23 protein-coding genes are annotated in these 23,548 nt (G+C 33.3%); 14 read left to right on the top strand and 9 right to left on the bottom strand.

Features of this window, described 5'->3' with window-relative positions; genetic code table 11:
* The first annotated feature begins 57 nt into the window (after positions 1-57).
* From AC1Q5Z_RS07300 to AC1Q5Z_RS07290, 3 genes are read left to right on the top strand one after another with little or no spacing between them, the layout of a single operon-like run.
* Positions 58-906: an alpha/beta fold hydrolase gene (locus tag AC1Q5Z_RS07300; protein ID WP_492444166.1), complete on the top strand. Its 849-nt coding sequence runs from the start codon at positions 58-60 to the stop codon at positions 904-906.
* A 2-nt stretch (positions 907-908) separates the two neighbouring features.
* Complete coding sequence (locus tag AC1Q5Z_RS07295) at positions 909-1,382, top strand: RNA polymerase sigma factor (protein ID WP_198855433.1); 474 nt, start codon at positions 909-911, stop codon at positions 1,380-1,382.
* A complete protein-coding gene (locus tag AC1Q5Z_RS07290) occupies positions 1,369-1,965 on the top strand; it encodes a hypothetical protein (RefSeq protein WP_198855434.1) in 597 nt (198 codons plus the stop codon). The genes AC1Q5Z_RS07295 and AC1Q5Z_RS07290 overlap by 14 nt, the downstream gene beginning before the upstream one ends.
* Before the next feature lie 67 nt (positions 1,966-2,032).
* Here AC1Q5Z_RS07290 and AC1Q5Z_RS07285 read toward each other — a convergent pair whose 3' ends face one another.
* Positions 2,033-2,431 carry an MmpS family transport accessory protein gene (locus tag AC1Q5Z_RS07285; protein ID WP_198855435.1) on the bottom strand — a complete coding sequence of 133 codons (399 nt, stop codon included), beginning with the start codon at positions 2,429-2,431 and terminating at the stop codon, positions 2,033-2,035.
* A gap of 167 nt (positions 2,432-2,598) precedes the next feature.
* Here AC1Q5Z_RS07285 and AC1Q5Z_RS07280 point away from each other — a divergent pair, with 167 nt between their 5' ends.
* From AC1Q5Z_RS07280 to AC1Q5Z_RS07270, 3 genes are all read left to right on the top strand, one after another.
* Entirely contained in the window at positions 2,599-4,611 is a 2,013-nt protein-coding gene (locus AC1Q5Z_RS07280) for an ATP-binding protein (protein WP_492444164.1), read from the top strand.
* The gene (locus AC1Q5Z_RS07275; protein WP_492444162.1) at positions 4,601-5,230 is read left to right on the top strand and encodes a response regulator transcription factor; all 630 of its coding nucleotides are present in this window, start codon (positions 4,601-4,603) and stop codon (positions 5,228-5,230) included. Before AC1Q5Z_RS07280 ends, AC1Q5Z_RS07275 begins: the two co-directional genes overlap by 11 nt.
* Positions 5,231-5,332: 102 nt before the next feature.
* The gene (locus AC1Q5Z_RS07270; protein WP_492444160.1) at positions 5,333-6,019 is read left to right on the top strand and encodes a zinc metallopeptidase; all 687 of its coding nucleotides are present in this window, start codon (positions 5,333-5,335) and stop codon (positions 6,017-6,019) included.
* A 203-nt stretch (positions 6,020-6,222) separates the two neighbouring features.
* Here the strand turns inward: AC1Q5Z_RS07270 and AC1Q5Z_RS07265 are convergent, their stop codons facing one another.
* From AC1Q5Z_RS07265 to AC1Q5Z_RS07255, 3 genes are all read right to left on the bottom strand, one after another.
* On the bottom strand, positions 6,223-6,693 hold the full coding sequence (locus tag AC1Q5Z_RS07265) for an Lrp/AsnC family transcriptional regulator (protein WP_111365821.1): 471 nt from the start codon (positions 6,691-6,693) through the stop codon (positions 6,223-6,225).
* Between the two features lie 142 nt (positions 6,694-6,835).
* The gene (locus tag AC1Q5Z_RS07260; RefSeq protein ID WP_008465120.1) at positions 6,836-7,585 is read right to left on the bottom strand and encodes a uroporphyrinogen-III synthase; all 750 of its coding nucleotides are present in this window, start codon (positions 7,583-7,585) and stop codon (positions 6,836-6,838) included.
* Between the two features lie 14 nt (positions 7,586-7,599).
* On the bottom strand, positions 7,600-8,268 hold the full coding sequence (locus AC1Q5Z_RS07255; RefSeq protein ID WP_198855439.1) for a DUF4271 domain-containing protein: 669 nt from the start codon (positions 8,266-8,268) through the stop codon (positions 7,600-7,602).
* Between the two features lie 107 nt (positions 8,269-8,375).
* On the opposite strand from AC1Q5Z_RS07255, the gene AC1Q5Z_RS07250 reads away from it, so the two are divergent.
* From AC1Q5Z_RS07250 to AC1Q5Z_RS07240, 3 genes are read left to right on the top strand one after another with little or no spacing between them, the layout of a single operon-like run.
* Positions 8,376-9,101 (top strand): polyprenol monophosphomannose synthase, encoded by a 726-nt coding sequence (locus AC1Q5Z_RS07250; RefSeq protein WP_198855440.1) that lies wholly within the window; start codon positions 8,376-8,378, stop codon positions 9,099-9,101.
* Between the two features lie 10 nt (positions 9,102-9,111).
* The gene (locus AC1Q5Z_RS07245) at positions 9,112-10,452 is read left to right on the top strand and encodes a dihydroorotase (RefSeq protein ID WP_198855441.1); all 1,341 of its coding nucleotides are present in this window, start codon (positions 9,112-9,114) and stop codon (positions 10,450-10,452) included.
* Positions 10,453-10,461: 9 nt separating this feature from the next.
* Positions 10,462-10,950, top strand: coding sequence for a DUF4296 domain-containing protein (locus AC1Q5Z_RS07240; protein ID WP_343589987.1), 489 nt, complete (start codon positions 10,462-10,464; stop codon positions 10,948-10,950).
* Here the strand turns inward: AC1Q5Z_RS07240 and AC1Q5Z_RS07235 are convergent.
* Positions 10,945-11,946: an NAD-dependent epimerase/dehydratase family protein gene (locus tag AC1Q5Z_RS07235; RefSeq protein WP_343589989.1), complete on the bottom strand. Its 1,002-nt coding sequence runs from the start codon at positions 11,944-11,946 to the stop codon at positions 10,945-10,947. The genes AC1Q5Z_RS07240 and AC1Q5Z_RS07235 overlap by 6 nt on opposite strands.
* Positions 11,947-12,179: 233 nt before the next feature.
* Between AC1Q5Z_RS07235 and tyrS the strand changes: the two genes are divergently transcribed.
* On the top strand, positions 12,180-13,475 hold the full coding sequence (tyrS, locus tag AC1Q5Z_RS07230) for a tyrosine--tRNA ligase (RefSeq protein WP_198855444.1): 1,296 nt from the start codon (positions 12,180-12,182) through the stop codon (positions 13,473-13,475).
* Between the two features lie 163 nt (positions 13,476-13,638).
* The gene (locus tag AC1Q5Z_RS07225; protein ID WP_198855445.1) at positions 13,639-13,983 is read left to right on the top strand and encodes a hypothetical protein; all 345 of its coding nucleotides are present in this window, start codon (positions 13,639-13,641) and stop codon (positions 13,981-13,983) included.
* A gap of 59 nt (positions 13,984-14,042) precedes the next feature.
* Here the strand turns inward: AC1Q5Z_RS07225 and AC1Q5Z_RS07220 are convergent, their stop codons facing one another.
* The 4 genes from AC1Q5Z_RS07220 to AC1Q5Z_RS07205 all read right to left on the bottom strand — a co-directional run bounded on the left by AC1Q5Z_RS07220 (position 14,043) and on the right by AC1Q5Z_RS07205 (position 19,774).
* Entirely contained in the window at positions 14,043-15,023 is a 981-nt protein-coding gene (locus tag AC1Q5Z_RS07220; RefSeq protein WP_343589991.1) for a LuxE/PaaK family acyltransferase, read from the bottom strand.
* 140 nt (positions 15,024-15,163) lie between these two features.
* A complete protein-coding gene (locus AC1Q5Z_RS07215) occupies positions 15,164-15,502 on the bottom strand; it encodes a T9SS type A sorting domain-containing protein (protein ID WP_095928275.1) in 339 nt (112 codons plus the stop codon).
* Positions 15,503-15,609: 107 nt separating this feature from the next.
* Positions 15,610-16,788 (bottom strand): beta-helix domain-containing protein, encoded by a 1,179-nt coding sequence (locus tag AC1Q5Z_RS07210; protein WP_198855447.1) that lies wholly within the window; start codon positions 16,786-16,788, stop codon positions 15,610-15,612.
* Between the two features lie 211 nt (positions 16,789-16,999).
* The gene (locus AC1Q5Z_RS07205) at positions 17,000-19,774 is read right to left on the bottom strand and encodes a TonB-dependent receptor (protein WP_492444155.1); all 2,775 of its coding nucleotides are present in this window, start codon (positions 19,772-19,774) and stop codon (positions 17,000-17,002) included.
* Between the two features lie 243 nt (positions 19,775-20,017).
* Between AC1Q5Z_RS07205 and AC1Q5Z_RS07200 the strand changes: the two genes are divergently transcribed.
* The 3 genes from AC1Q5Z_RS07200 (at position 20,018) to AC1Q5Z_RS07190 (ending at position 23,467) form a co-directional block, all read left to right on the top strand.
* Positions 20,018-20,701, top strand: coding sequence for a response regulator transcription factor (locus tag AC1Q5Z_RS07200; protein WP_008465097.1), 684 nt, complete (start codon positions 20,018-20,020; stop codon positions 20,699-20,701).
* A 206-nt stretch (positions 20,702-20,907) separates the two neighbouring features.
* On the top strand, positions 20,908-21,993 hold the full coding sequence (locus AC1Q5Z_RS07195; RefSeq protein WP_198855449.1) for a sensor histidine kinase: 1,086 nt from the start codon (positions 20,908-20,910) through the stop codon (positions 21,991-21,993).
* 163 nt (positions 21,994-22,156) lie between these two features.
* Positions 22,157-23,467 carry a porin gene (locus tag AC1Q5Z_RS07190; RefSeq protein ID WP_492444154.1) on the top strand — a complete coding sequence of 437 codons (1,311 nt, stop codon included), beginning with the start codon at positions 22,157-22,159 and terminating at the stop codon, positions 23,465-23,467.
* Positions 23,468-23,548 lie beyond the last annotated feature (81 nt).

The raw sequence follows: 23,548 nt of genomic DNA, 5'->3' as shown, positions 1-23,548 counted from the left end.
TAGCTTCCGTATCAAAAGCACGGATCCGATTTAATTAACAACTTAAAACTATTAAAAATGAAAAAGTATATCATCTTAATTATTGCATTTTTATTCTCGGCATTATGTTTAAATGTTTTCGGCCAAACCAAACAATTTCCGTTTGAAGTTTTAAAAACGGGAAGCGGAGATCAATCTATTATATTTATTCCTGGTTTTGCTTCTTCTGGAGATGTTTGGAATGAAACCAGAGCAACATTCGAAAATGAATTTACTTGTTATACACTCACAATGGCTGGTTTTGCAGGGAGAAAACCACAGCCCAATGCCTCGTTTGAAAACTGGAAAACTGGAATTGCCAATTATATAAAAGACAATCAAATTGAAAAGCCAATTTTAATCGGACATAGTATGGGTGGTGCTCTTGCACTTGCACTTGCTGCCGATTACCCAGATTTGATTAGCAAAATTGTGGTTGTAGATGCTGTTCCTTGTCTGGCCGCGATAAACGATCCTGCTTTCAAATCAAAAATGAATAACAATTGTTCTACGACTGTAAACCAAATGACGGGAATGACCAATGATCAGTTTTATGATATGCAAAAAAAGACAATGCCAAGCCTTTTAGCTGATACGACTAAGCTTGATATGGTGGTGGATTGGAGTGTGAAATCAGATCGAACAACTTTTGGTCAAATGTATTGTGACTTTTTCAATATTGATTTAAGAGAAAGAATAACGCAGATTAAATGTCCAGCATTAATTTTGTTAGAATCTTATTTTATAAATTTAAAACCAGCGATTGAAGGTCAGTATCGAAATTTAAAAACGGCTAATTTTCAATATGCCACAACGGGTCTTCATTTTATTATGTACGATGACACGGCTTGGTATTTAGGGCAGTTAAGTACTTTTTTAAAACAGTAAGAATGGAATTTGAACAAATCTACAATACGTATTGGGATCGAATTTTTAGACTATGCATGGGTTTCGTAAACGATTACGATGCAGCCCAAGATTTGACTCAGGAGACGTTTATAATTGTTTGGCAAAAACTGGAAACTTTTAGAAATGAATCAACAATCGGGACTTGGATTTTTAGAATTGCTTCTAATAATTGCCTGAGACAAATAGAGAAGCAAAAGCGTTTCCCGAAATCCGAACTTCCGATTCATCTTTCAGAAGAGAAACAACATTCAATCGAGCCACAGATTCAATTTTTGTATAAATGTATCGCCGAGCTTCCAGAAACCGATCGTATCATCATTTCGTTAGAGTTAGAAGATATCAAACAAACGGAAATTGCTAAAATCGTCGGACTTTCTGAAGCCAATGTTAGAGTGAAAATTCACAGAATAAAAGAAAAACTGACTCAAAAATTTAAAGAAAATGAACAACGATAGCAATATAGATTTTAAAGATTTATGGAAAAAACAATCCATAAGCCAGCCAGATATGAGCGATTTGCTCACGAGATTAAGCAAGTTTAAAAAAACGGCTTTACGCTGTTTATGGATGACTAACATTATGCTTTTGGCAACATGTGCGATTATAATTTTTATCTGGATATTTTTTCAGCCTCAGTTCATCTCTACTAAAATAGGAATTGTGCTTACTATTCTCGCGATGGTCGTTTACGTATTTGTTTATAATAAATTATTGAGCGATTATAAAAACATTGATTCTACTCAAACCAATCAGGAATATCTTCAAAAACTAATTTCGATAAAAAAGAAACAACAGTTTTTGCAAACCAAAATGATGAGTTTTTACTTTATTGTACTTACACTCGGCCTTTGTTTGTATCTGTATGAATATGCGAGCAAAATGAATTTTATAGGAGCAAGTCTAATGTACGGATTTACATTGTTTTGGATGCTTTTTAATTGGTTTTACCTTCGTCCGAAACAAGTCAAAAAACAGCGAAATAAAATAGACAATTTAATAGAAAAGTTTGAAGAAGTAAGCGATCAATTAGATGCATAAAAAAAGCTTCGTGAAATACGAAGCTTTTTTACCAAAAACAAAAATTTAAATTCTAAATTTCTATAAATTATTGTCCAAAAACGTACGGTGTAAGAGGTAATACGATTATTCCCTCACTATTTGCTGTCGCAGTTAATTCATTCTCTAATTTTCCTCCAATGTAAATTTTTCCAGTTAATGTTTGTCCAGCAACACCACCGTATCCGCTAGCGCTTAAAGAAGCTCCTATAGATTTTTCTTCTGCAGTGAATTCTTTAGTCCATGGTAGTGTAGTAAGATCTTCATTCAATCCATTGCCGCCTTTTTCAAAATATGTAACAGATGCTGTTCCTGTATAATTTCCAGTTATTTCGTATTTAACGTCTCTTGAGTTGTTTTTGCCATTATCATCATTATCGCTGCTGCAAGAAACCGCTGTAAAAGCAAGAGTCATTACAATTGCTAAGGTTTTCAAAATTGATTTCATATTATATCTTTTAATTAATATTCAGATTTATAACAAAATTAGCCCCTTAATTACGAGAGGACAATACCTGATAAAATGTATTTTTTATTACCTGATATCAGGTAAAAGAGTACTATTTCTTTTTGAAAGTCATTAAGCTTTAATAACTTTGAGTAAATGCCACATTTATGAAGAAACTCTACGCCATTTTATTTTTTTTGTTTTTCACTGTAATTTCTCATTCGCAAGTAATTCTTTCATTAGATGATGATACTGTTTATGTTGACAGTATTGTTAAGATCACAAAAAACACAAAATCAGACAGTGTCAAAAGTTTAAATAGTTTTAGATTATCAAAACTATTTTTGATGGCACAGGATGCTAAAAAATCGAAAGAATATCTTGAACAGGCGAATAAATTAAAAGTTAAATATCCTTTTTTAAAAGATGCTTCGATTTTTTATAACGCTTCCAGTTTTATAGAAAAAGGCGATTTGGAAGGTTTTGAAAAAGCATTGCTTGAAGCAAACGATAAACTCAAAAAATATCGTAATAAAGAAGCTTATAAGCTTCGCGCCATTATACTTCAGAATTATGGCATTATGCAGCAACGAAAAAATAATGAGAATGCTTATATGAAGTTGCTTATAAATGAAGCCATTCCGATTGCTAAAAAAAGTGGCGATTACGAATTAATCAGTGCTTTAAATAAAGCTGTTGCCATTATTTTTATGAATAATGATGAACGTGAAAAAGCGGCTGAATATCTAGATCAAGCACAAAAGTATATTGAAAGCGCCACTATAAAATCTGCAACTTTAGCAGAGTCTAAGATGGAAACGTATATTATAAATGCTGAAAATCTAGTTGAACTGAAACATTTTTACGACGCTAAGGAAATTTTGGATAAAGCTTATTCGATTTTAGAAAAATATCCCGCATCTAACTTAAATGATTCTTATTTTTATTCGGAAGGACTTTACTATGCCAAACAAAATAAACACGATGAAGCATTGGTAAGTTTTAATAAAGGAATTAAATCGGCAGAAAGTCATCAGAATGCTATTGCAGTAAACAGATTGAAATTTGCAGAATACGAAGTGCTTTTTAAACTGAAAAACTATGACAAAGCAAAAAGTAATTTAGAATATCTGATAGAAAAAACACCTTTTATTGTAGACAAAAAGAATTATTACAAAGAACTGTCTAAAGTTTACAACGCGACAAAAGAATATCCGAAAGCTTATTTTTATTCAAACAAATACAATGTCATAAACGACAGTTTAAACGATGCCAAGCTAAAAAGTGAAATTGTAGAACTTGAAGCGAAATACAAAAAAGCAGAAAGCGAAAAGAAAATTGGTCTGCTGCAATCTGAGAATGAAAAAGCGGTTTTGCAGGTGAATAATAATCGTTTGAATATGATGCTTTTTGCGGTGCTTTCGTTTGTATTGTTTTTGACGGTTTTGTTTTTGTGGAGTTGGAATAATTATCAGAAAAAGATAAGTTTTCAAAAAGAGGTAAACCACAAACAGGAACTCGAAGCATTAGAGAATCAGCAGAAATTATCTATTTCAAACGCTTTAATTGAAGGGGAAGAAATTGAACGCAAAAGAATCGCGAGAGATTTGCACGACGGACTTGGGAGTATGCTTTCTGGCCTTAAAATCCATTTGAATCTTGCAGAACGAGAAAACAATGAAAATGCCCCGAATATAAACGGAATGTTGAACGATTCGATAAAAGAGCTTCGTAATATTTCTCAAAATCTGATGCCTGAAAGTTTGATGAAATTAGGGCTTGAACATGCGTTAAGAGATTTATGCGCTTCGCATTCGACACCAGAAACAACTATCGAATTTCAGTATTTGATTAAGAAAACAACCTTGCCCCAGCATTTTAAAATAATGATTTTCAGGATTATTCAGGAACTTTTAAATAATTCTTTAAAATATGCAAAAGCTTCCCAGATTCTGGTTTCCTGTTCGCAGAATAAAGATGTGTTTTTTATTACGGTGGAAGATAACGGAATTGGTTTTAATGTTGATCATGCAGAAAAAAGAGATGGAATGGGCTTGAGAAATATTAAAAACCGCGTGGCTTTTTTAAACGGAAAATTAGAAATTGATTCTGTTCTTGGAAAAGGAACTTCAACTTATATCGAATTAAAATATAACCCAAATCATGATTATGAAGCATAAAACGGTAATAGTAGACGATCATCCGATTGTGATTTCTGGAATTGTAGGCCTGTTGTCGGATCTAGATAATATAGAAATTGTAGAAAAATTCGAATCGGGAATTGCACTTTTAGATTATATCGAAGACAATAATGTAGATTTGATTTTAATGGATATTTTTCTGCCTGTTATAAATGGAGTCGATTTATGTAAAACAATCAAACAAAAACATCCTAAAATTGTAATTATAGGTATGAGCAGCCAATCTGAAAGAAGTTTGGTGATGCAGTTTATTCAGAACGGCGGAAATGGATATATTCTTAAAAATGCTTCTTTTGATGAGTTTAAAGAATGTATTTACAAAGCAATTGATGGTGAAATTGTTTTTAGCGAAGAAGTAAAAACGATAATTAGTCAGCCTTTGTCTGAAGATTTAGAAAGAATTCCGGGTTTAAGCCGAAGAGAGCGCGATATTGCCCTTTTGCTTTCTCAAGGAAAATCGACTCAAGAAATAGCAGATGATTTGTTTTTAAGTTTTTTAACCGTTCAAACGCATCGTAGAAATATCCTTCAGAAGTATAAAATGAAAAATGTGGCAGAATTAATTGCTTTTCTGCTCAAAAACAACATGCTGAATTAAGTCAAAAATGGTAGAAAAATGTCAAAATGGCATTTTGTTAAAATGGTTCGCATTTTGCAGTTTGTTTTGTAAATTTAAAAATCAATCTAAAAACAGAAAAAAATGGGATCAGGATATTTAATTATTGCTGGAGCTATAATGTTGTTCAGCTGGCTGGTAAGTTCGCAGCTGAAGAGCAAATTTGAATTGTATTCGAAGTTGCAATTAAGAAACGGAATGAGCGGACGCGAAATCGCTGAGAAAATGCTTGCCGATAACGGAATTACAGATGTTCGCGTTATCTCAGTTCCAGGTCAGTTAACAGATCATTATAATCCATCAGATAAAACAGTAAATTTAAGTGAAGCTGTATATAACCATCGAAATGCCGCCGCCGCAGCCGTTGCAGCGCACGAATGTGGTCATGCTGTACAGCACGCAATTGGTTACGAATGGTTAACAATGCGTTCTAAATTAGTGCCAGTTGTAAGTGTAGTTTCAAACTTCGTACAGTGGATTTTGATAGCAGGAATTCTTATGATTAAAGTTTTTCCGGGACTATTATTAGTTGGAATTATCATCTTTGCGGCAACGACTTTGTTCTCGATTGTTACACTTCCTGTAGAGTATGATGCAAGTAATCGCGCTTTGGCCTGGTTAGAAAATAAACACATGCTAACACAAGAAGAACAAGCAGGAGCAAAAGATGCTTTAAAATGGGCTGCGAGAACTTATGTAGTAGCGGCAATTGGTTCTATTGCAACGTTGCTGTACTATATATCAATTTACTCTGGAAGCAGAAGGAATTAATTTTATAATTGAGATAATTAGTCAATTAGATAATTTATAGCAAACCCGACAGGTTTTTAAAATCTGTCGGGTTTTGTTTTTTTATCAAGTTTGTCAGGCTGAGCGAAGTTGAAGTGTTTACAGATAATTAAGCCCTTCGACTTTGCTTAGGATAACAACTAGTATAAAATTATCTAATTATCAAATTGACACATTATCTAATTCTAAAGCTGTATCTGTCTATCAATTTGCTGATCTAAAGAAATAAAAGTTTCTGTTCTAGAAACCCCTTCGATAGCTTGGATTTTGTTATTTAAAAGTTGCATCAAATGTTCGTTGTCACGACAGATGATTTTAATTAAAACTGACCAGTTTCCTGTAGTGTAATGACATTCTAAAACTTCGGGTATTTTTCTAAGTTCTTTTACTGCTTCTGAGTTTCTAGACGCTTTGTCTAGATAAACTCCAACAAAAGCCATAGTGTTATAGCCTAAAACTTTTGGATTAACGGTAAACTTAGAACCAGAAATAACTCCAGATTGTTCTAGTTTTTTTAATCTTTGGTGAATTGCCGCTCCAGAAATCCCTATTTTATTAGCTATTTGCAAGATTGGTTTGCGGGCATCGTCCATTAGATAGCGAAGAATTTCTTTGTCGATTCCGTCAATTTCAATTAAAAGGGAGTTGATTTTCATAACTTACAATTTGAAACTATTTTTTGTGATTTGGGTTATCAATAGAAATCAAATGTAGTTAAAATGCTGTACAAAAGAAAATTCCAAATCTCAAATGGTTAGTTTGAAATTTGGAATTTTAAAAGTTGTATATTTTAAAAGGTTATTTTCCTTTGTTGGCTTCTGCTACGTATTTCTCTAGAGCCATTGTCATAGAAGGAGTTTCAGGAGTTGGAGCAAGAATATCAATTCTTAAACCATGATCTAAAGCTTCTTTTTGCGTTGTGCTTCCGAATACGGCAATTCTGGTGTTGTTTTGTTTAAAATCTGGGAAATTCTTAAACAATGATTTGATTCCTGTTGGGCTGAAAAAAGCTAAAACGTCATAATAAACATCAGCTAAATCAGATAAATCACTCATTACAGTTCTGTAGAAAATAGCTTGTGCCCAATCTACTTTTAAACTGTTTAATGTAACAGGAGCATCTGCATTTAATTGGTCAGATGCAGGAAGTAAAAATTTCTCGTCTTTGTACTTCTTAATTAGCGGAGATAAATCTGCAAAATCTTTTGCTCCAACGTAAATCTTACGTTTTCTGTACACGACATACTTTTGAAGGTAAAACGCAACAGCCTCAGATTGACAAAAATATTTCAAACCTTCTGGCACTTTGTAACGCATTTCATCAGCAACTCTAAAAAAATGATCTACAGCATTTCGACTTGTTAAAATGATCGCAGTGTAATGATTAAGATCGATTTTTTGTAATCGAATCTCTTTTGCGCTAACCCCTTCTACATGAATAAATGGTCTGAAATCAATTTTTATTTTGTGTTTTTGTTGGAGCTCAAAGTAAGGAGAATTCTCCACTTTAGGTTCAGGCTGTGACACCAAAATTGTTTTCACTTTCATATTATAAATATTTTCTAAGCACTCCCTTTTGTAATCCAATAATAAAGAAAATAATAAGGGGCTATTTCAAGAGCGCAAAGATACAAAATAAAATAAAATAACTTACCGATAATTACGTTTTGATATGTTTTAATTGAAATAAAGTAGGAGTATACGCTAATACACAGCGAAATACCTATGATTGCTAGCGGAATAATCTGCGGAATATTGTTGTAATAAAACAAAACAGCATTGATTGGAAGGATTAAAACTCCAATATACGTTCTGTAAGTTACTTTTTGTAGGTTAAATAGTTCTACAAAATCGTCAATATTGAATGAAGTTGCTACAATTTTTTCAATTAAATACTTCCCTAAAATGAAATAAAGAAGGAAAGTAGCGATCTGAATAAACAATACCCAATCGGTTTTTGATGCATAACCAAAAATATTCATCGTAAGCAGAATAAAAAAGGCAAAGGATACAATTTGTACAAAAAATAAACCAACTGTAAAGCTGTTTTTCATGTGGCTGTTGTCTCGATAAATTTTAGCATATTTATCAGAAAAAATAAGTTTACTAAATTCACTAAATCTTGTTTCGTAAGCAGATTTTGTCATGGCAACAACGGCAAAGGTCACCACAAATAAAAGTGTTGCCCAGTCCTTGTTTTCGATTATTCGAGGATGAAGTTGTTCAATCATAGCGATACAAAATTAGTAATTTTTTGATGCAATACTTTTATTATATATTTATTATGAATCAAATGCTATAAAAAGTTTACTTTTGCGGTGAAATTACCGAGAAAAAAATGAGTGATAGTATTGTCATAATTCCCACATATAACGAAATTGAAAACGTAGAAAGTATAGTAAGAGCTGTACTTTCGCAACATAAAGCTTTTCATCTGCTGATTATTGATGATAATTCTCCAGATCATACTGCAAAAAAAGTGATCGCTTTACAAGAAGAATTTCCAGGGAAACTTTTTTTAGAACAAAGAGCAAAAAAGTCAGGATTGGGAACTGCGTATGTTCATGGCTTTAAATGGGCTTTGGAGCGCGAATATCAATTTATTTTTGAAATGGATGCCGATTTTTCGCACAATCCAAATGATTTAGAGAAATTGTACGATGCCTGCCATTTTGGTGGAGCAGATCTTGCAATTGGATCTCGATATGTAACTGGTGTTAATGTGGTGAACTGGCCTTTAAGTCGAGTTCTGATGTCTTATTTTGCATCTGTTTACGTAAAATTTATTACCGGAATGAAAATTCACGATGCTACTGCAGGTTTTGTTTGCTACAAAAGAGAAGTTTTAGAAAAAATAAATCTCAACAAAATAAAATTTGTGGGATATGCGTTTCAAATCGAGATGAAGTACAGAACTTATTGTGCTAAATTTCAAATTTCAGAAGTCCCAATTATTTTTACAGACCGAACAAAAGGAGTTTCTAAAATGAGTAATGCTATTATTAAAGAAGCTATACTTGGAGTGATTTCGCTTAGATTAAGAAAATTAGTCAATTCATTATAAACCAACCGAAATGAACAGGATTTTAATAAAGAATGCCAAAATTGTAAACGAAGGGACAATTTTTGAAGGTGATGTTTTAATTGAAAACGATTTGATTGTTGAAATTGCAGACAGCATTTCATTGAAAACTTCAGATTGTATCGTTATTGATGCTGAAGGAAATTATTTAATGCCAGGCGCGATAGACGATCAAGTGCATTTTAGAGAACCAGGTTTAACGCATAAAGGTGATATCGAATCGGAATCTCGTGCTGCAGTTGCGGGCGGAATAACCTCTTTTATCGAGCAGCCAAATACGGTTCCAAATGCGGTGACGCAGGAAATATTAGAAGATAAATATCAAATTGCTTCTCAAAAATCATTTGCGAATTATTCGTTTATGATGGGAGCAACAAACGATAATTTGGAAGAAGTTTTAAAAACAAATCCAAAAAATGTTGCAGGAATCAAGATTTTCTTGGGTTCGTCAACAGGAAATATGTTGGTTGACAATGAAGCGGTTTTAGAAAAAATATTCTCAAGCACTCCAATGTTAATTGCAGTTCACTGTGAAGACGAAACTACGATTAAAAATAATCTTGCTGCTTTTAAAGAACAATACGGCGACGACGTTCCAGTAACGGCACACAATTTAATTAGAAGTGCAGAAGCATGTTATATTTCTTCTTCAAAAGCTGTTGCGTTGGCAAAACGTACTGGAGCTAGATTGCATATTTTCCATCTTTCAACTGCGAAAGAAATGGAATTATTTACGAATAAAATTCCGTTAGAAGATAAAAAGATCACGGCAGAGGTTTGTGTACACCACCTTTGGTTTACAGATGAAGATTATAAAACAAAAGGAAATTTCATTAAATGGAATCCTGCTGTTAAAACTGCTGAAGATCGTGCCGAACTTTGGAAGGCTTTAAACGATGGAAGAATTGATGTAATAGCAACAGATCACGCGCCTCATACCAAAGAAGAAAAAATGCAATCTTATTTGAACGCACCTTCTGGAGGTCCACTTGTTCAGCATGCTGTTGTCGCAATGTTTGAAGCACATCATCAAGGAAAAATTACAGTGGAGAAAATCGTGGAGAAAATGTGCCACAATCCGGCTAAAATTTTCAAAATAGAAAAAAGAGGATTTATTAGAGAAGGTTACCACGCCGATTTAGTAATTGTTAATCCAAGTTTGCCTTGGAGCGTAAAGCCAGAAAATATTTTGTACAAATGCGGATGGTCTCCGTTTGAAGGATATACTTTCAAATCTAGAATAACACATACTTTTGTAAACGGTGAATTGGTTTACAATAACTTTAAAGTAAAAGATACCAGAGCTGGTAAAAGACTATTGTTTGACAGATAAAAAATGACTATGAAGAATTTTATAGTAATAATATTGGTTTTGTTTCTTTCTATAAGCTGTAAAAAGGATTTGGTAAAACAGCCTGCAAAGCTTATTGAGAAAGGTAAAATGATTGATATTATGTATGATTTATCTCTTTTGGAAGCAATGAGATATCAGAAACCTTTGTCTTTGGACTCGATTGAAAATGATCCGAAAATGTTTATTTTGAAAAAATACAAAGTAGATAGTCTTCAGTTTGCCCAAAGCAACATGTATTATGCTTCAGATTATGAGAACTATAAAGATATGTTTGATGAGGTAAATAAAAGAATTTCTGTAAACCAAAGGGCAGCAGATTCTTTAGCTAAAATTGATGAGAAAAAAGCAGCTAAGGAAAGTAAGAAGAAGGCCAAAGAAGCCTCAAAAGATTCTATTCAAAAGCCAGCTCCACGAGTTAATGACGATTCTCTAAGAAGAGCTCGCATGCAAATGCGAGATAGAACAAAAAAACTATAGTTTAGCGCTGTCTTTAATATATCGATGAATATCAGTAAAAACCGTTCCTAGAGCGGTTTTTATTTTTTCATTACTATACAAATTCTTTGAATACGAAGCTTTTGCTGTTGCTTTTGTGATGCTTCTTTTTCTGAAAAATAAAGTAGAAAAAATTCCGTCTGCAATCCACAATACATTCATTAGAAAAGGCTTGGCATGAATATGAGGTCTTTTTACTTTTAAAACGTCAGAAACGGTATCTAAAAGATCTTTAAAAACAATATTGTCTGCGATAAGAGTGAAACGTTCGTTTATTATTTCGCTTTTCATCAATTCATAACTGGTTTTCACAACATCATCAACCGATATGAAACCTGTGCTTCCAAGTGTGTAGAATGAAAGTCCTTTAGAAACTTTTCTATAGATTTCGCTACTTCCTTCGTCAAAAATAGCCATCATTTTTGGAGGGCCTAAAATAACTCCTGGATTTACAATAATAACATTTAAACCTTCTTGATGTCCGCGCCAAACTTCCATTTCGGCACCGTATTTAGAAATGGCATAATCACTATGCGGTTTCTCAGGATTCCAATCTGTTTCTTCGGTAATATGGGTTTCGTGAGCAGCAATATCTCCTAATGCGGCAATAGAACTGATGTAGCAAAACTTTTCTACTTCTTTGGCGATAGCAAAATTGACTATGTTTGCAGTTCCTTCAATATTGGTTTTTCTAAGAATTTCTTCGTCTTTTGGTTCAAACGAAATAAAAGCTGCGCAGTGATATACTTGTTTGATATCGATAAAAGCAGTTTCAAGTGAAGGTATGTCTAGAATATCGGCTTCAAGCCAATTGATTTTTTCAAACAAATCTGCTTTTTTATACAAATCAAAAACCGATTTTGTCTTCTGAATATTTTTTTCTGTTCTGTAAATAGCCCGAACATTTTCTCCATTTTCAATTAAATGAAGCAATAAATGCGCGCCGACTAAACCAGTTCCTCCAGTTACTAATACCATTTTGTAAAGATAAGTTTTTGTTGTAAAGGTGCAAAGGTGTAGAGGGACAAAGTTGCAAAGGTTTTTTGCTTTTTGCCACAAATGCGCTAAGACGCAAAATTTTTTATTTCAATAAATTTTATGCAATACTTCCATAGTAAAAACAAAAACTTTGTGCCTTAGTGTCTTCGTGGCAGACTTTTTTGTCATTACCATTGACATTGATTACATTTGCGCAAATTATTTAAGAAAAAATGAAGAATCTAGTTGAAGAATTAAAATGGCGCGGGTTATATCATGATAGTATGCCTGGAACGGAAGAACAATTACTAAAAGAAGCTACAACTGCGTATATTGGTTTTGATCCAACGGCAGATTCTCTGCACATCGGAAGTATGGTTCAGATCATTTTATTGGTTCACTTAAAGAATTTTGGTCACAGACCAATTGCTTTGGTTGGTGGAGCAACTGGAATGATTGGAGATCCTTCTGGTAAATCTGATGAAAGAAACTTGCTTGACGAAGTAGCTTTGGCTAAAAATGTTGCTGGAATTAAAAGTGTTTTATCTCGTTTCTTAGATTTTAATTCAACTGATGCAAATGCGCCAGTAATGGTGAATAACTACGATTGGATGAAGGAATTTTCTTTTATCGATTTTGCACGTGAAGTTGGAAAAAGAATTACTGTAAATTACATGATGGCTAAAGATTCTGTAAAAAAGAGATTTAGTGGAGAAGGAGAGGGAATGTCTTTTACAGAGTTTACATACCAGTTAATTCAAGGTTACGATTTTTATCATTTATACAAAAATAACAATTGCATTCTGCAAATGGGTGGTTCTGATCAATGGGGTAATATTACCACAGGAACAGAATTAGTGCGTAGAATGGGTGGAGAAAATGCAAAAGCATATGCTTTAACAACTCCATTAATTACAAAAGCTGACGGATCTAAATTTGGTAAATCTGAAGGCGGAAATGTTTGGTTAGATGCCGATAAAACTTCGGTTTACAAATTTTACCAATTTTGGGTAAATACAACTGATGTTGATGCTGAGAAATACATCAAGATTTTTACTTTCTTAGATAAAGATACTATTGATGCTTTAATTGAAGAGCACAAAACAGCTCCACATTTGAGAGTTTTACAAAAGAAATTGGCAGAAGAAATTACTGTTTTTGTTCACAATAGAGAAGAATTAGAAAAAGCGATTCAGGCTTCAAATATCTTGTTTGGAAATTCAACGGCAGAAGATTTGAAAAAATTGGATGAAGCTACTTTCTTAGAAGTTTTTGATGGAGTTCCACAAGCTGAAATCGCAAAAGCTGATTTAGAAAACGGATTGGAAATTATTACTGTTTTAAATGAAAAAACAGGTTTCTTTAAATCAAACGGAGAAGCTAGGAGAGCTTTAACCGCAAACTCAATTTCTGTAAACAGAGAAAAGATAAAAGAGGATTTCGTTTTAACTGCAAATGATTTAATTAATAATCAATTTGTTTTATTGCAAAGCGGAAAGAAAAATTATTTTGTGATTCGTGTTGTTTAAACAGATTTAACCGTTTAATTGTTTAATCGATCCATGAAATCTTAAATTGAATATATAATTCCCAATGTTCGAAAGAATATTGGGATTTTTTTTTTAAAGTTCTGATATTGAAAATGTAAATATTTTTTTATTAAGTTTATTCCCTAAAACTAACCTAACAAATATGATTGGAATTTTACTTATTTACTGGATTTGGAAAGGATATACCAATTTAGCTCTTGAATATGATAAGAACAAATGGGGTTATTTCGGCATTGGAATAGTGTCTTATTATGGAGGTACTCTCGTTGCAGGATTTCTTGTCGGAATTTTAGCTGTCCTTATTAGAGGTGTTGAAAATGTAAACGATGACAGTTTTAGTAATCCAGGATGGAATATACTTTTTGTACTTTTTGGTGCTTTGGCTTGCTATGGAGTTTACAAGCTTTTAGAGAGTAAAGGCGAAAAAGAAAAAGAGCTTCAAAAAAGAGAAGGAATTGAAAGTATTGGTGTAACAGAGGAGAATTAGTTTTTTGTTTAATCGGTTTTTTGCGATTAAACGATTACACGAATCAACGATTAACCAATTTAAAGAACCATCAAATTACATCCACGAATATCAGAATTATCAAAACGTCCTAATACTTCGAAAGAGTTGTTGGGATTTTTTTTGCCTAAATCCTGCGTAGCAATAAAAGAACATGAATTAATATTAGCTAAATCAATCACATTGATTCCGCCAGTTCTTCCGTCTTTGACATAAGTTAAAGCATCTTCTGGATCTCGAACTAAAATATGCATCCAAGAAGGGCATTCAAAAACTCCTTCGCCAAGAGAATAAGCTTGCGCTAAAAGCTCCGTCATTCCATATTCTGAATGAATAGATGAAACGCCAAAACCTTTACATAAAATGTCATGCAATTCTTCACGAATCATTTCTTTGCGTTTTCCTTTCATTCCTCCAGTTTCCATAATAATGGTATTTTGAAGGTTAAATTGGTGTTTTTCGATCAGATCTAATAAAGCATACGTAACACCAATTAAGATCACATTTTGGCCTGCTTCGTCGAGTTCAAGAAGTTTTTTGATTAAGTCGTCGTGATTGTGCAAATAAAACCCGCTTTCAGGCTGATTAGAGAGTTTTATTAAATCTTCGACCATGTAAATTAACGAAGAGCCTTCGCGTTCTAAATAAGACGGCAAAAGGGCTAAAACAACGTAATCTTCGATATTGCCATAAAACTGAGAAAATCCTTTGCGGTAACTTTCTTCATATAGAGAAACATCGGTCACGATATGTCTGCTAGTAATCATTCCGGTTGTGCCGCTGCTTGTAAAAGTTACTTGTGCAGGATCTGTATTAGAAACCACATCATGACTTTTGAAAAACTGAATGGGTAGAAAAGGAATTTGCTGCAGTGATTTTATCTGCTGCGGATTAATTTTTAAAAAATCACAAAAGTCGCGATAGACCTTGTTGTTTTCGTGCTGAAAACGAAACACTTTTAGTGCTATTTTTTCAAATTGTTTTTGACTTGAAATGGTAAAGATATCGCTGGCTGTAATCAAAACTTTTTTTTTGCAAAGATATTATATTTAGTGTTTAGTCGCAGTATTCAGTCACAGTTTTCAATCTTGGTGTGCAGTAAAGTGTGTAAACTAAGTACAGGCACTGAGTCTTAAAACTAAAAAAAGCTCCAATGGAGCTTTTATCGTATAATGAGTTTTCGGGTTGCCGATGCGTTTTGTTCACTTATTTTGATGATATATACACCAGGAGGTAATTCTGCAACACTTAGTTCTCTTGAAACTAAATGGGCTTGCAAAACTTTTTTTCCTAAGATGTCAAACACAATAATTTCTTTCTCTAAATCGTTTTTAGACGATATGTAGACTTTGCCATTTGTCACTGGGTTAGGATACAAGCTTAAACCCTCAATAGAAGTAGATTCTTGAGTTTTTGGTAATTGCTTGCTGTCTTGCGCCGAAACGCTTACAGTAAAGAAAAATGCCAATAAGAAAGTAATATAAAAGTAGTTTTTTGCCATCGCGTATATTTGGATATTGTAAATATACAAAAAAAATTACAAAAAGTACGCCAAAAAAAAACATCCTAAAGAATTAGGATGTTTTTAACATTATGTGTTCGAAGTGATTAGAAACCTACTGACCATCCAGCAGCCCATGTTGGTTGAGCAATACCAGCTCCAGCTCCAGTTGCAGAAGCTGACTCAACAGCTACAGCAGAAACATTAGCTGAAGTTCCGTCTGTTTTCTTTCCTTTAGTTTTTGTAGCTATATCAGCACCAAATAAGATGTTTGTGATTTTTAAATCTGTACCAACAAAAGCGATAGTTTCATCGTTTTCAACATCAACACCAGTTGCCCAAGCAGTTACTACTACGTTAGAGAATTTAGCTTTAGTTCCTCTTCTTAATTTGATAGCTTGGTTTTCTTGGAAGTTTGCTGTAGAAGCTGTACTTCCAGGTCCAACAAGAGTTAAGTTTGTAATAGTTGGGTTAGAGATTGGAGCAAAAGCATATCCAAATTCGAAGTTATCAGCTTCAATTCCTCTGTTTCCTTTTCCGAAATCTAATTTACCGTACCAGTTTTCGTTTGTTCCACTCCATCCTTCAGTCCAGTCAAATTGGTCATCTTCGTTACCGATAGAGATTAAGTTTTTAGTATTTACAGTTCCTCCGAAGAATTCAAATCCGTCATCAGCTCCGTAGTAAGCTTGTACGTTTTCAACAGTTGTACCTGAACCAACTCCGAAGAATGAAAGTCCGTTGAATTCTTTTTCAGTATTGAAAGCAGCACCAGCGTACTCAATTCTTAAATATTTAATAGAACCTGAATTGTCATTAGCAACAGTTCCACCATAAGTTAACTCAGCAACTTCAGATGTAGCTGTAGTAGTCTTACCATTATCACGGTTGATTGGTGCTTTTCCACAAATTACTAATCCACCCCATTTACCAGCAGCTTTTACAGAAGCAGTCATAATAACTGGTTTAGCAGCAGTACCGTTTACGTTGATTTTACCACCTTGGGCAACTGCGATGTAAGCAGCAGTTCCACCTGTTCCTTCAATTACTGTTCCAGCAGGAATTGTTAAAGTAGCACCATTTTCTACTTTAATAGCTCCAGTTAATTTGTACGTTTTAGTAGCATCAAGAATTACTTCACCATCAGTAATTTTTCCTTGAAAATTAGCAGGATCTGCTGTAAACGTAGAAGTTGGTTTTTTATCATCATCGTTAGAAGAACAGCTTGTAAGCAAAACTCCTGATAAAGCAAAAACTGTAACGAAATTTAAAATTGATTTTTTCATAATCGTTTTAATAATTTTTTTGTGTTTAATTTCTGTTGCAAAGATGGATTAGAAATCTTTTTTAGGTGTTAAGCTACTGTAATTGTTAGTTTAATAAAACGAATAGTTTATATTAAGGAAATGTTAATTTGTTAAGGAAATATTTTGAATTAAAGAGCAAAAAAAAGACAGCTTTTAGAAGCTGTCTTTTTTAATTAAATATTTTTTCGGTTTAGAACTCGTAACTAAACTGTAGGCTTAAATTCAATCCTTTTTTGTAGCTCAAAACGCTTACATCGCCCGATTTGTTTTCTTGAACTCTGTCTATAGTTGGGTTAAGTAAGTTTTTTGCAACAAAACCAAGGCTATAGTTTTTGTTCAATTTCGATTTTGCAATAAAGTCTAATGAACCAACAGCTTTGTCAACTAAATCACCTTTTTCTAATGTACCAATTGCATTTACTCGGTCAGAGAAATAATTGTAAGCTATAGTTGTTGTCAAATTGCTTTTTTTGTCATTCCATTCGTTGAAGAAAGATAAATCGGCATTTAATAACAAAGGAGAAGCTCCTGTAAATTTACCTGTTGTGTTGGTAAAAGTAGTTGGACGTGTTCCTTGTGTTTCTTCTTGAACTTTCTCGTTATTTAGCTCTTGTTTGCTGTATAAGTAAGATACGTTGATTCCTCCAGTTAATTTTTTAGCATTTTCGCTATCGAAATTAAAAAGTGTTTTCTTGTATTCTACCTCTGCTCCAGCTACATAACCATAATCTCCTGAGTTTACATAAGAGATATCATTTGTAGAAGAGTTAATAACTACCTCGTTAATTGGGTTTAAGATGTATTTTCCGAAACCTGTTATAGAAAGAACTTCATCACTGTTCGGGAATATTTCCCATTTTAAGTCAAAGTTGTAATCATCTGAAGCATATAAAAATGGGTTACCAATTTTAGCTTGTAAAAATTCCTCGTAGATGAAAGGAGATCTTTCTTTGAATTGTGGCAATGTATAAGTTTTACTGAATCCGAAACGTAAATTTTGTTTTTCGTTAAGTTCATATTTCAATACCAAACTTGGTAAGAAAGCTGTTTTGTCTAATTTATCGCTTCCTCCTGCAGGATCTAACTGCGTACTCCAGTCAACAGTTTGTGTAATAACTTCAGCTCTTAATCCTAAAACTGCAGTAAATTTATTGTTGAATTTGTATTCTGTATTTAAGAAACCGCCATTAATAGTCAAGTCTCCATTATATGTTTGTGGGTCAAGTGCGTTTGGAACTTCTGGTCCTCCACGGAAAGTAGAAATGGTAAAGAAGTTGTTATCCAAGTTTTGTTGGTTGTAGAATAAATCCAAGTTATTTGGGTCTACGATATCACCTGTATGAGAAACTGGGAATGTTGTAGTTTTAAAGTTGAATTGAGTTGCCTCAAAATCTCTGTTTTTAAACCTTCCGTTGTAGCCTAAAGTAAATTTTCCTTTGTAATCTCCTTCTTCATTTTTATTGAATTTGTAGTTTACAGATAAATTTGCCGCTAATTCGTTTTCCTTTAAAGTTTGAAAATAACGGTGGTTGTTTGGCGCAGATTGAGAGTTGATTACATAACCTTGGTCAAGAACATTCATAGTGTTGTATGTTCTGTCTGGAATATCTTGTTTTACAGTATTAAAAGATCCGCCCCAGTTAAATGTGCTTCTATCGCTTAATTTGTGCTCTCCTAATAATTGGTTTACCCATAAAGCCGATTTTTCATATTCATTTCTTCGGATGTATCCGTTTCCTTCGTTTGCTAAGTCAACAATATAACCTCTTGATTCTTCTTTTCTTTGAGTAGAGGTATTGATGAACAAAGTATTGAAGTTAATCTTGTTATTGCTGTTAATTTTGTATCCAGCATTAAACATTGCAGTAGTGTTTGTATTGTATGAAAGATAGTTGTAATCCAAATCTTTTCCAGCAACACCAGCAGCATTAACACTACCTCTTGCAATACCTTCTGTTCTTGAAGCATATTCGTTTGTGAAAGATGCAGTTCCGAAGATATTGATTTTTCCTTCTTCACCAACGTTATAAGAATCACCACCTGAGATTCCAAAAGATCCTCCAATTGGCGTCTTTTTGTCAAATTGCAAAGAACCGTAATTGTATTGTGTCAAAGGATTATTTGGGATTTCAGCTTTGCTAAATCCAAAAGCATTTGGTCCTTTTTGTAAAGTAAAGTTGTTTTCGCTAATAGCGTTTGTATTTATTTTTGATTCAAAATCAATTTTTAAGAAACCGTTCCCTTTGTAATCTTTTGAAACGATGTCAACATTTCCTCCAGCAAAATCTCCAAAGAATTTTCCGTTGTATACTTTGTCGATAGAAACATATTCAATAATATCTGTTGAGAAAATATCTAAATTGATGTTTTTCTTCTCAGGATCATTTGATGGAATAGGAAGTCCATTCATTGTTGTAGAGTTGTAACGATCTCCTAAACCTCTCACAAAAATGTTATTGGTTCCTTCTTGTTTAGTAATACCAGTAGTTTTTACAACAGCATTGGCAACATCGCTCACACCTTTTTTAGAAAGTTCTTGTGCACCAATAGCTTGTTTAATATCTACAGCATTTTTTTGTTCTAGAAGTAAAGCAGATTCTTTTTGTTTGCCTCCAGTTGAAGCTTGAACCACTACATCTTTAAGAGTATAACTTCCTGATGAAAGTCCTTGATTAACCACTACAGTTTCATTTGCTTTTACAGCAACAGGAGCTTCTACAGATTCATATCCTAAAAAACTAAAGATTAAAGTATAGTTTCCAGGATTTACGCTTAAGGAATATTTTCCGTCTACGTCGGTATTTGCGCTAATATTTGTACCTTTAACTAAAACATTAGCAAATGGTAGAGATGCGTTGTTCATATCTTTGTCAGTTAGAACTCCAGAAATCGTACCTTTGTTTTGCGCGATCGAGATCGTACAGATAAATAATGCAATAAAGAGAAATCTTAAATTGAATTTCATTTTTTTCAGTGTTGTGTTTGTGTCTTAATTATTTTTGTGCAAAGAAAGAACCGCTCTGTGAAGTCCATGTTACCGACTTGTTATGTTTTTGTGTTGTTAAGATTATCAAATTGTTACGAGATTAAATTACGGTTAACACCATTTTTTAAAGGTTCTTTTGTTAGTATATTTACCCTGTGAAATAAGAAATATCGAATGTTTAATGAAGAAGTTTCGATATAAAAATCTCAATTTTTGCTATTTATGAAAAAAACACAAACTAAGATTTTATTAGTTGACGACGAACCAGATATCTTAGAAATCGTTGGCTATAACCTTGCTCAGGAAGGCTACCAGATTGTTACAGCTTCTAATGGAAAAGATGCTATAGCAAAAGCGCAGAAAGAGCTGCCAGAATTAATCATTATGGACGTAATGATGGCAGAAATGGACGGAATGGAGGCTTGCGAGCATATTAGAAAAATTCCAGAATTAAATAATGTTATCATAACATTTCTTACAGCAAGAAGTGAAGATTATTCTCAAGTGGCTGGTTTTGATGCTGGTGCAGATGACTACATTACCAAGCCAATTAAACCAAAATTGTTGGTATCAAAAGTAAAGGCTCTGTTAAGAAGGTTAAAAGAACAAGAAGTTGTTACAGATACTTTAAATGTAGGCGGAATCGAGATTAACCGTGAGGAATACAAAATCATAAAGGGCAATGTAGAAATTGCTTTGCCAAGAAAAGAATTCGAATTGTTTTATCTATTGGCTTCAAAACCAGGGAAAGTTTTTAAAAGAGACGAAATCTTGGATAAAGTTTGGGGTAATGAAGTTGTAGTTGGAGGAAGAACAATTGACGTTCACATCAGAAAACTGCGCGAGAAAATAGGAGAAGATCTTTTTAAAACTATAAAAGGTGTTGGTTACAAATTTGAAGTTTAGTTTTTTTAAGATGCTAAGATTCTGAGGTGCTAAGTTACTAAGACTCTTTGGGATTTGGTTAAGATTTAAATCCATTCAAATTCTTTTAAAAATATTCAATACATTTAAACCATATAAGGAGCTGAAGTTTATCCGAACTTCAGTTTTTTATATGGTTTTTGAATTACACTTAATTTCTCTTAATCTCTTAATGGTTAAAATTATCAATGAAAATTAATTTTAAAAAAACATACAAATTCGCCATAAAATCGGCATTGTATATCAGTCTCTTTACAACAGCATTTGTACTGATGTTAATGTCATTATTTTATAAAAATCAATTAAAACATCAAGTTGCGTTTGGAATAATTTTCATAATCGTAATCTATATTTTTTCTTTTCTGGTTTTACAATATCGTGTAGAACGCTTTATTTACCGAAGAGTGAAGAAAATTTACGATGAGGTTTCGTTGCTAGAATCCACAACATTAATCAATCAGCCGATTAATACCGATATGGAAACGCTTTCGCGTGAAGTGAAAAAGTTTGCAACCGATAAAAAGCTCGAAATTGAAATGCTCGAAATTCGTGAACAATATAGAAGAGAGTTTTTAGGAAACGTTTCGCACGAATTAAAAACCCCTTTATTTACTGTTCAAGGTTATGTTTCTACTTTGCTAGATGGCGCAATGGACGATAAAAATATCAGAAAAAAATATTTAAAACGTGCCGAAAAAGGAGTAGAGCGTCTTATATATATTGTCGAAGATTTGGATATGATTACCAAATTAGAATCGGGAGATTTAGATTTAAATATGACTGATTTTGATGTTGTTGAATTGATCCAGAATGTCTTTGAGCTTTTGGAAATGAAGGCAGACAAAAAGAAAATTAAACTAGCTTTTGAAAGCAAAAATGTACAGTCTGTAATGATTAGAGGAGATCAAGACAGAATTCAACAAGTGTTGGAAAATCTGATTGTGAATTCTATTAAATACGGAAAAGAAGGCGGTCTGACTGAAGTTGGTGTAGTAAACTTAACTAAGAAAAAAGTTTTAATACGTATTAGTGATAACGGAGAAGGTGTTGAAAAACAAAACATTCCAAGACTTTTTGAACGTTTTTACAGAGTAGATAAAAGCGGTACAAGATCTGAAGGCGGTTCTGGTTTAGGATTGGCGATTGTAAAACATATTATTGAAGCTCATAAAGAGAAAGTTTACGTAGAAAGTGAGTTCGGAATTGGCTCTGAATTCTCTTTTACACTCGAAAAAGCAAATAAAACGACAAAAATTGACGTTAAAAAATCGTAACGTCAGTTTTGCTGAAAGTCCTAAAACAAAGGTGTTTAACAATAAATAAACATACAGATTTAGGCCATAACATTAAATTTTTATTATAGTAACATCTGGTTAATGATTTCTTAACATAGGTGCTCCATCTTTGCATCCTGAAATTAAGGGAATTACAGAACTAATGATAAAAAGAAAACTATTAGCCGTTTTATTACTGCTAACTTGTGCAGCCAATGCACAAGAAACAAATAAGCAAGAGCTGAATAAACAGGATGTAAAAAACGAAGTAATGCGTATTTTAGATTCTATAAATAAAGCAAAACTTCCAGAAACCAAGTCTGGAGGAGGAGTTGAAGAACATTGGTACGATAGAATCTCCTTAAGAGGTTATGCACAGATTAGATACAATGGTCTATTATCTACAAACGATAAGGTTTCTTGCGAACAATGTGATAGATCTTGGGGGACTACTTCTACAGCTCCAGATGCCAAAGCAAATAACGGACTTTTTATTCGCCGTGCCCGTTTAGTATTTTCTGGACAAGTGCATCCGAATGTATTTTTCTATTTTCAACCCGATTTTGCAAGTTCACCAGCAAGTGGAATTAATAATTTTGTGCAGATTCGTGACTTGTATTTTGATCTTTCTTTCGACAAGAAAAAAGAATATCGTGTTCGTGTTGGACAAAGTAAAATTCCGTACGGTTTTGAAAACATGCAATCAAGTTCGCAACGTTTAACTTTAGACCGTGCAGATGCAATAAACTCTTCAATCTTAAATGAACGTGATTTAGGAATATTCTTTTACTGGGCTCCAGCCGAAATTAGACAGCGTTTTGAAATGCTGGTTAAAGATGGTTACAAAGGTTCTGGAGATTTTGGTGTTTTTGCTTTTGGAGTTTACAATGGTCAGATTGCAAATAAATTGGACGGAAACAGAGACTTAAATGTTGTGGCAAGAGTAACATATCCTTTTGTTATTGGAAGTCAGATTATAGAACCAGGAATTCAGGCTTATACTGGTAAATGGGCTTTTACAGGAGAAGTTTCGTCAGGAGTTATTGTTAACGATCCTCAATATGTAAAAGATCAGCGAGTTGGAGCGACTTTCGTTTTATATCCAAGACCATTCGGAATCCAGACAGAATATAATATAGGAACTGGACCGAGATACAATACTCTTACCAATACCATTGACCAAACCGATTTGAACGGTGGTTATGTTTTGTTAAACTATAAATGGGATATTAAAAAGCAGCGTATTTACTCTTTCGCCAAATTTCAATATTATGACGGAGGAAAAAAATACGAAAAAGATGCTAGAAGCTACGTCGTTAGAGATTACGAATTTGGCATAGAATGGCAGCCAATCAAAGCATTTGAATTTACTGCTGAATACGTAGTGGCAGACAGAAGCTTTGTAGACAGTGCACTTCCAATAAACAGACAACAAGGGAATGTGCTTAGGTTACAAGCGCAGTTTAACTTCTAAAAGAACGTTGGTAAAACTGATTTCTTTATATAAAAAATGAAAAACCTCCAGCTTTAACTGGAGGTTTTTTTATAGTGAAAA

The organism is Flavobacterium sp. GW823-FHT06G12 (assembly GCF_058794775.1).
Note: the sequence above shows the minus strand (reverse complement) of the source record. Positions and strands in the feature narration are given on the sequence as shown.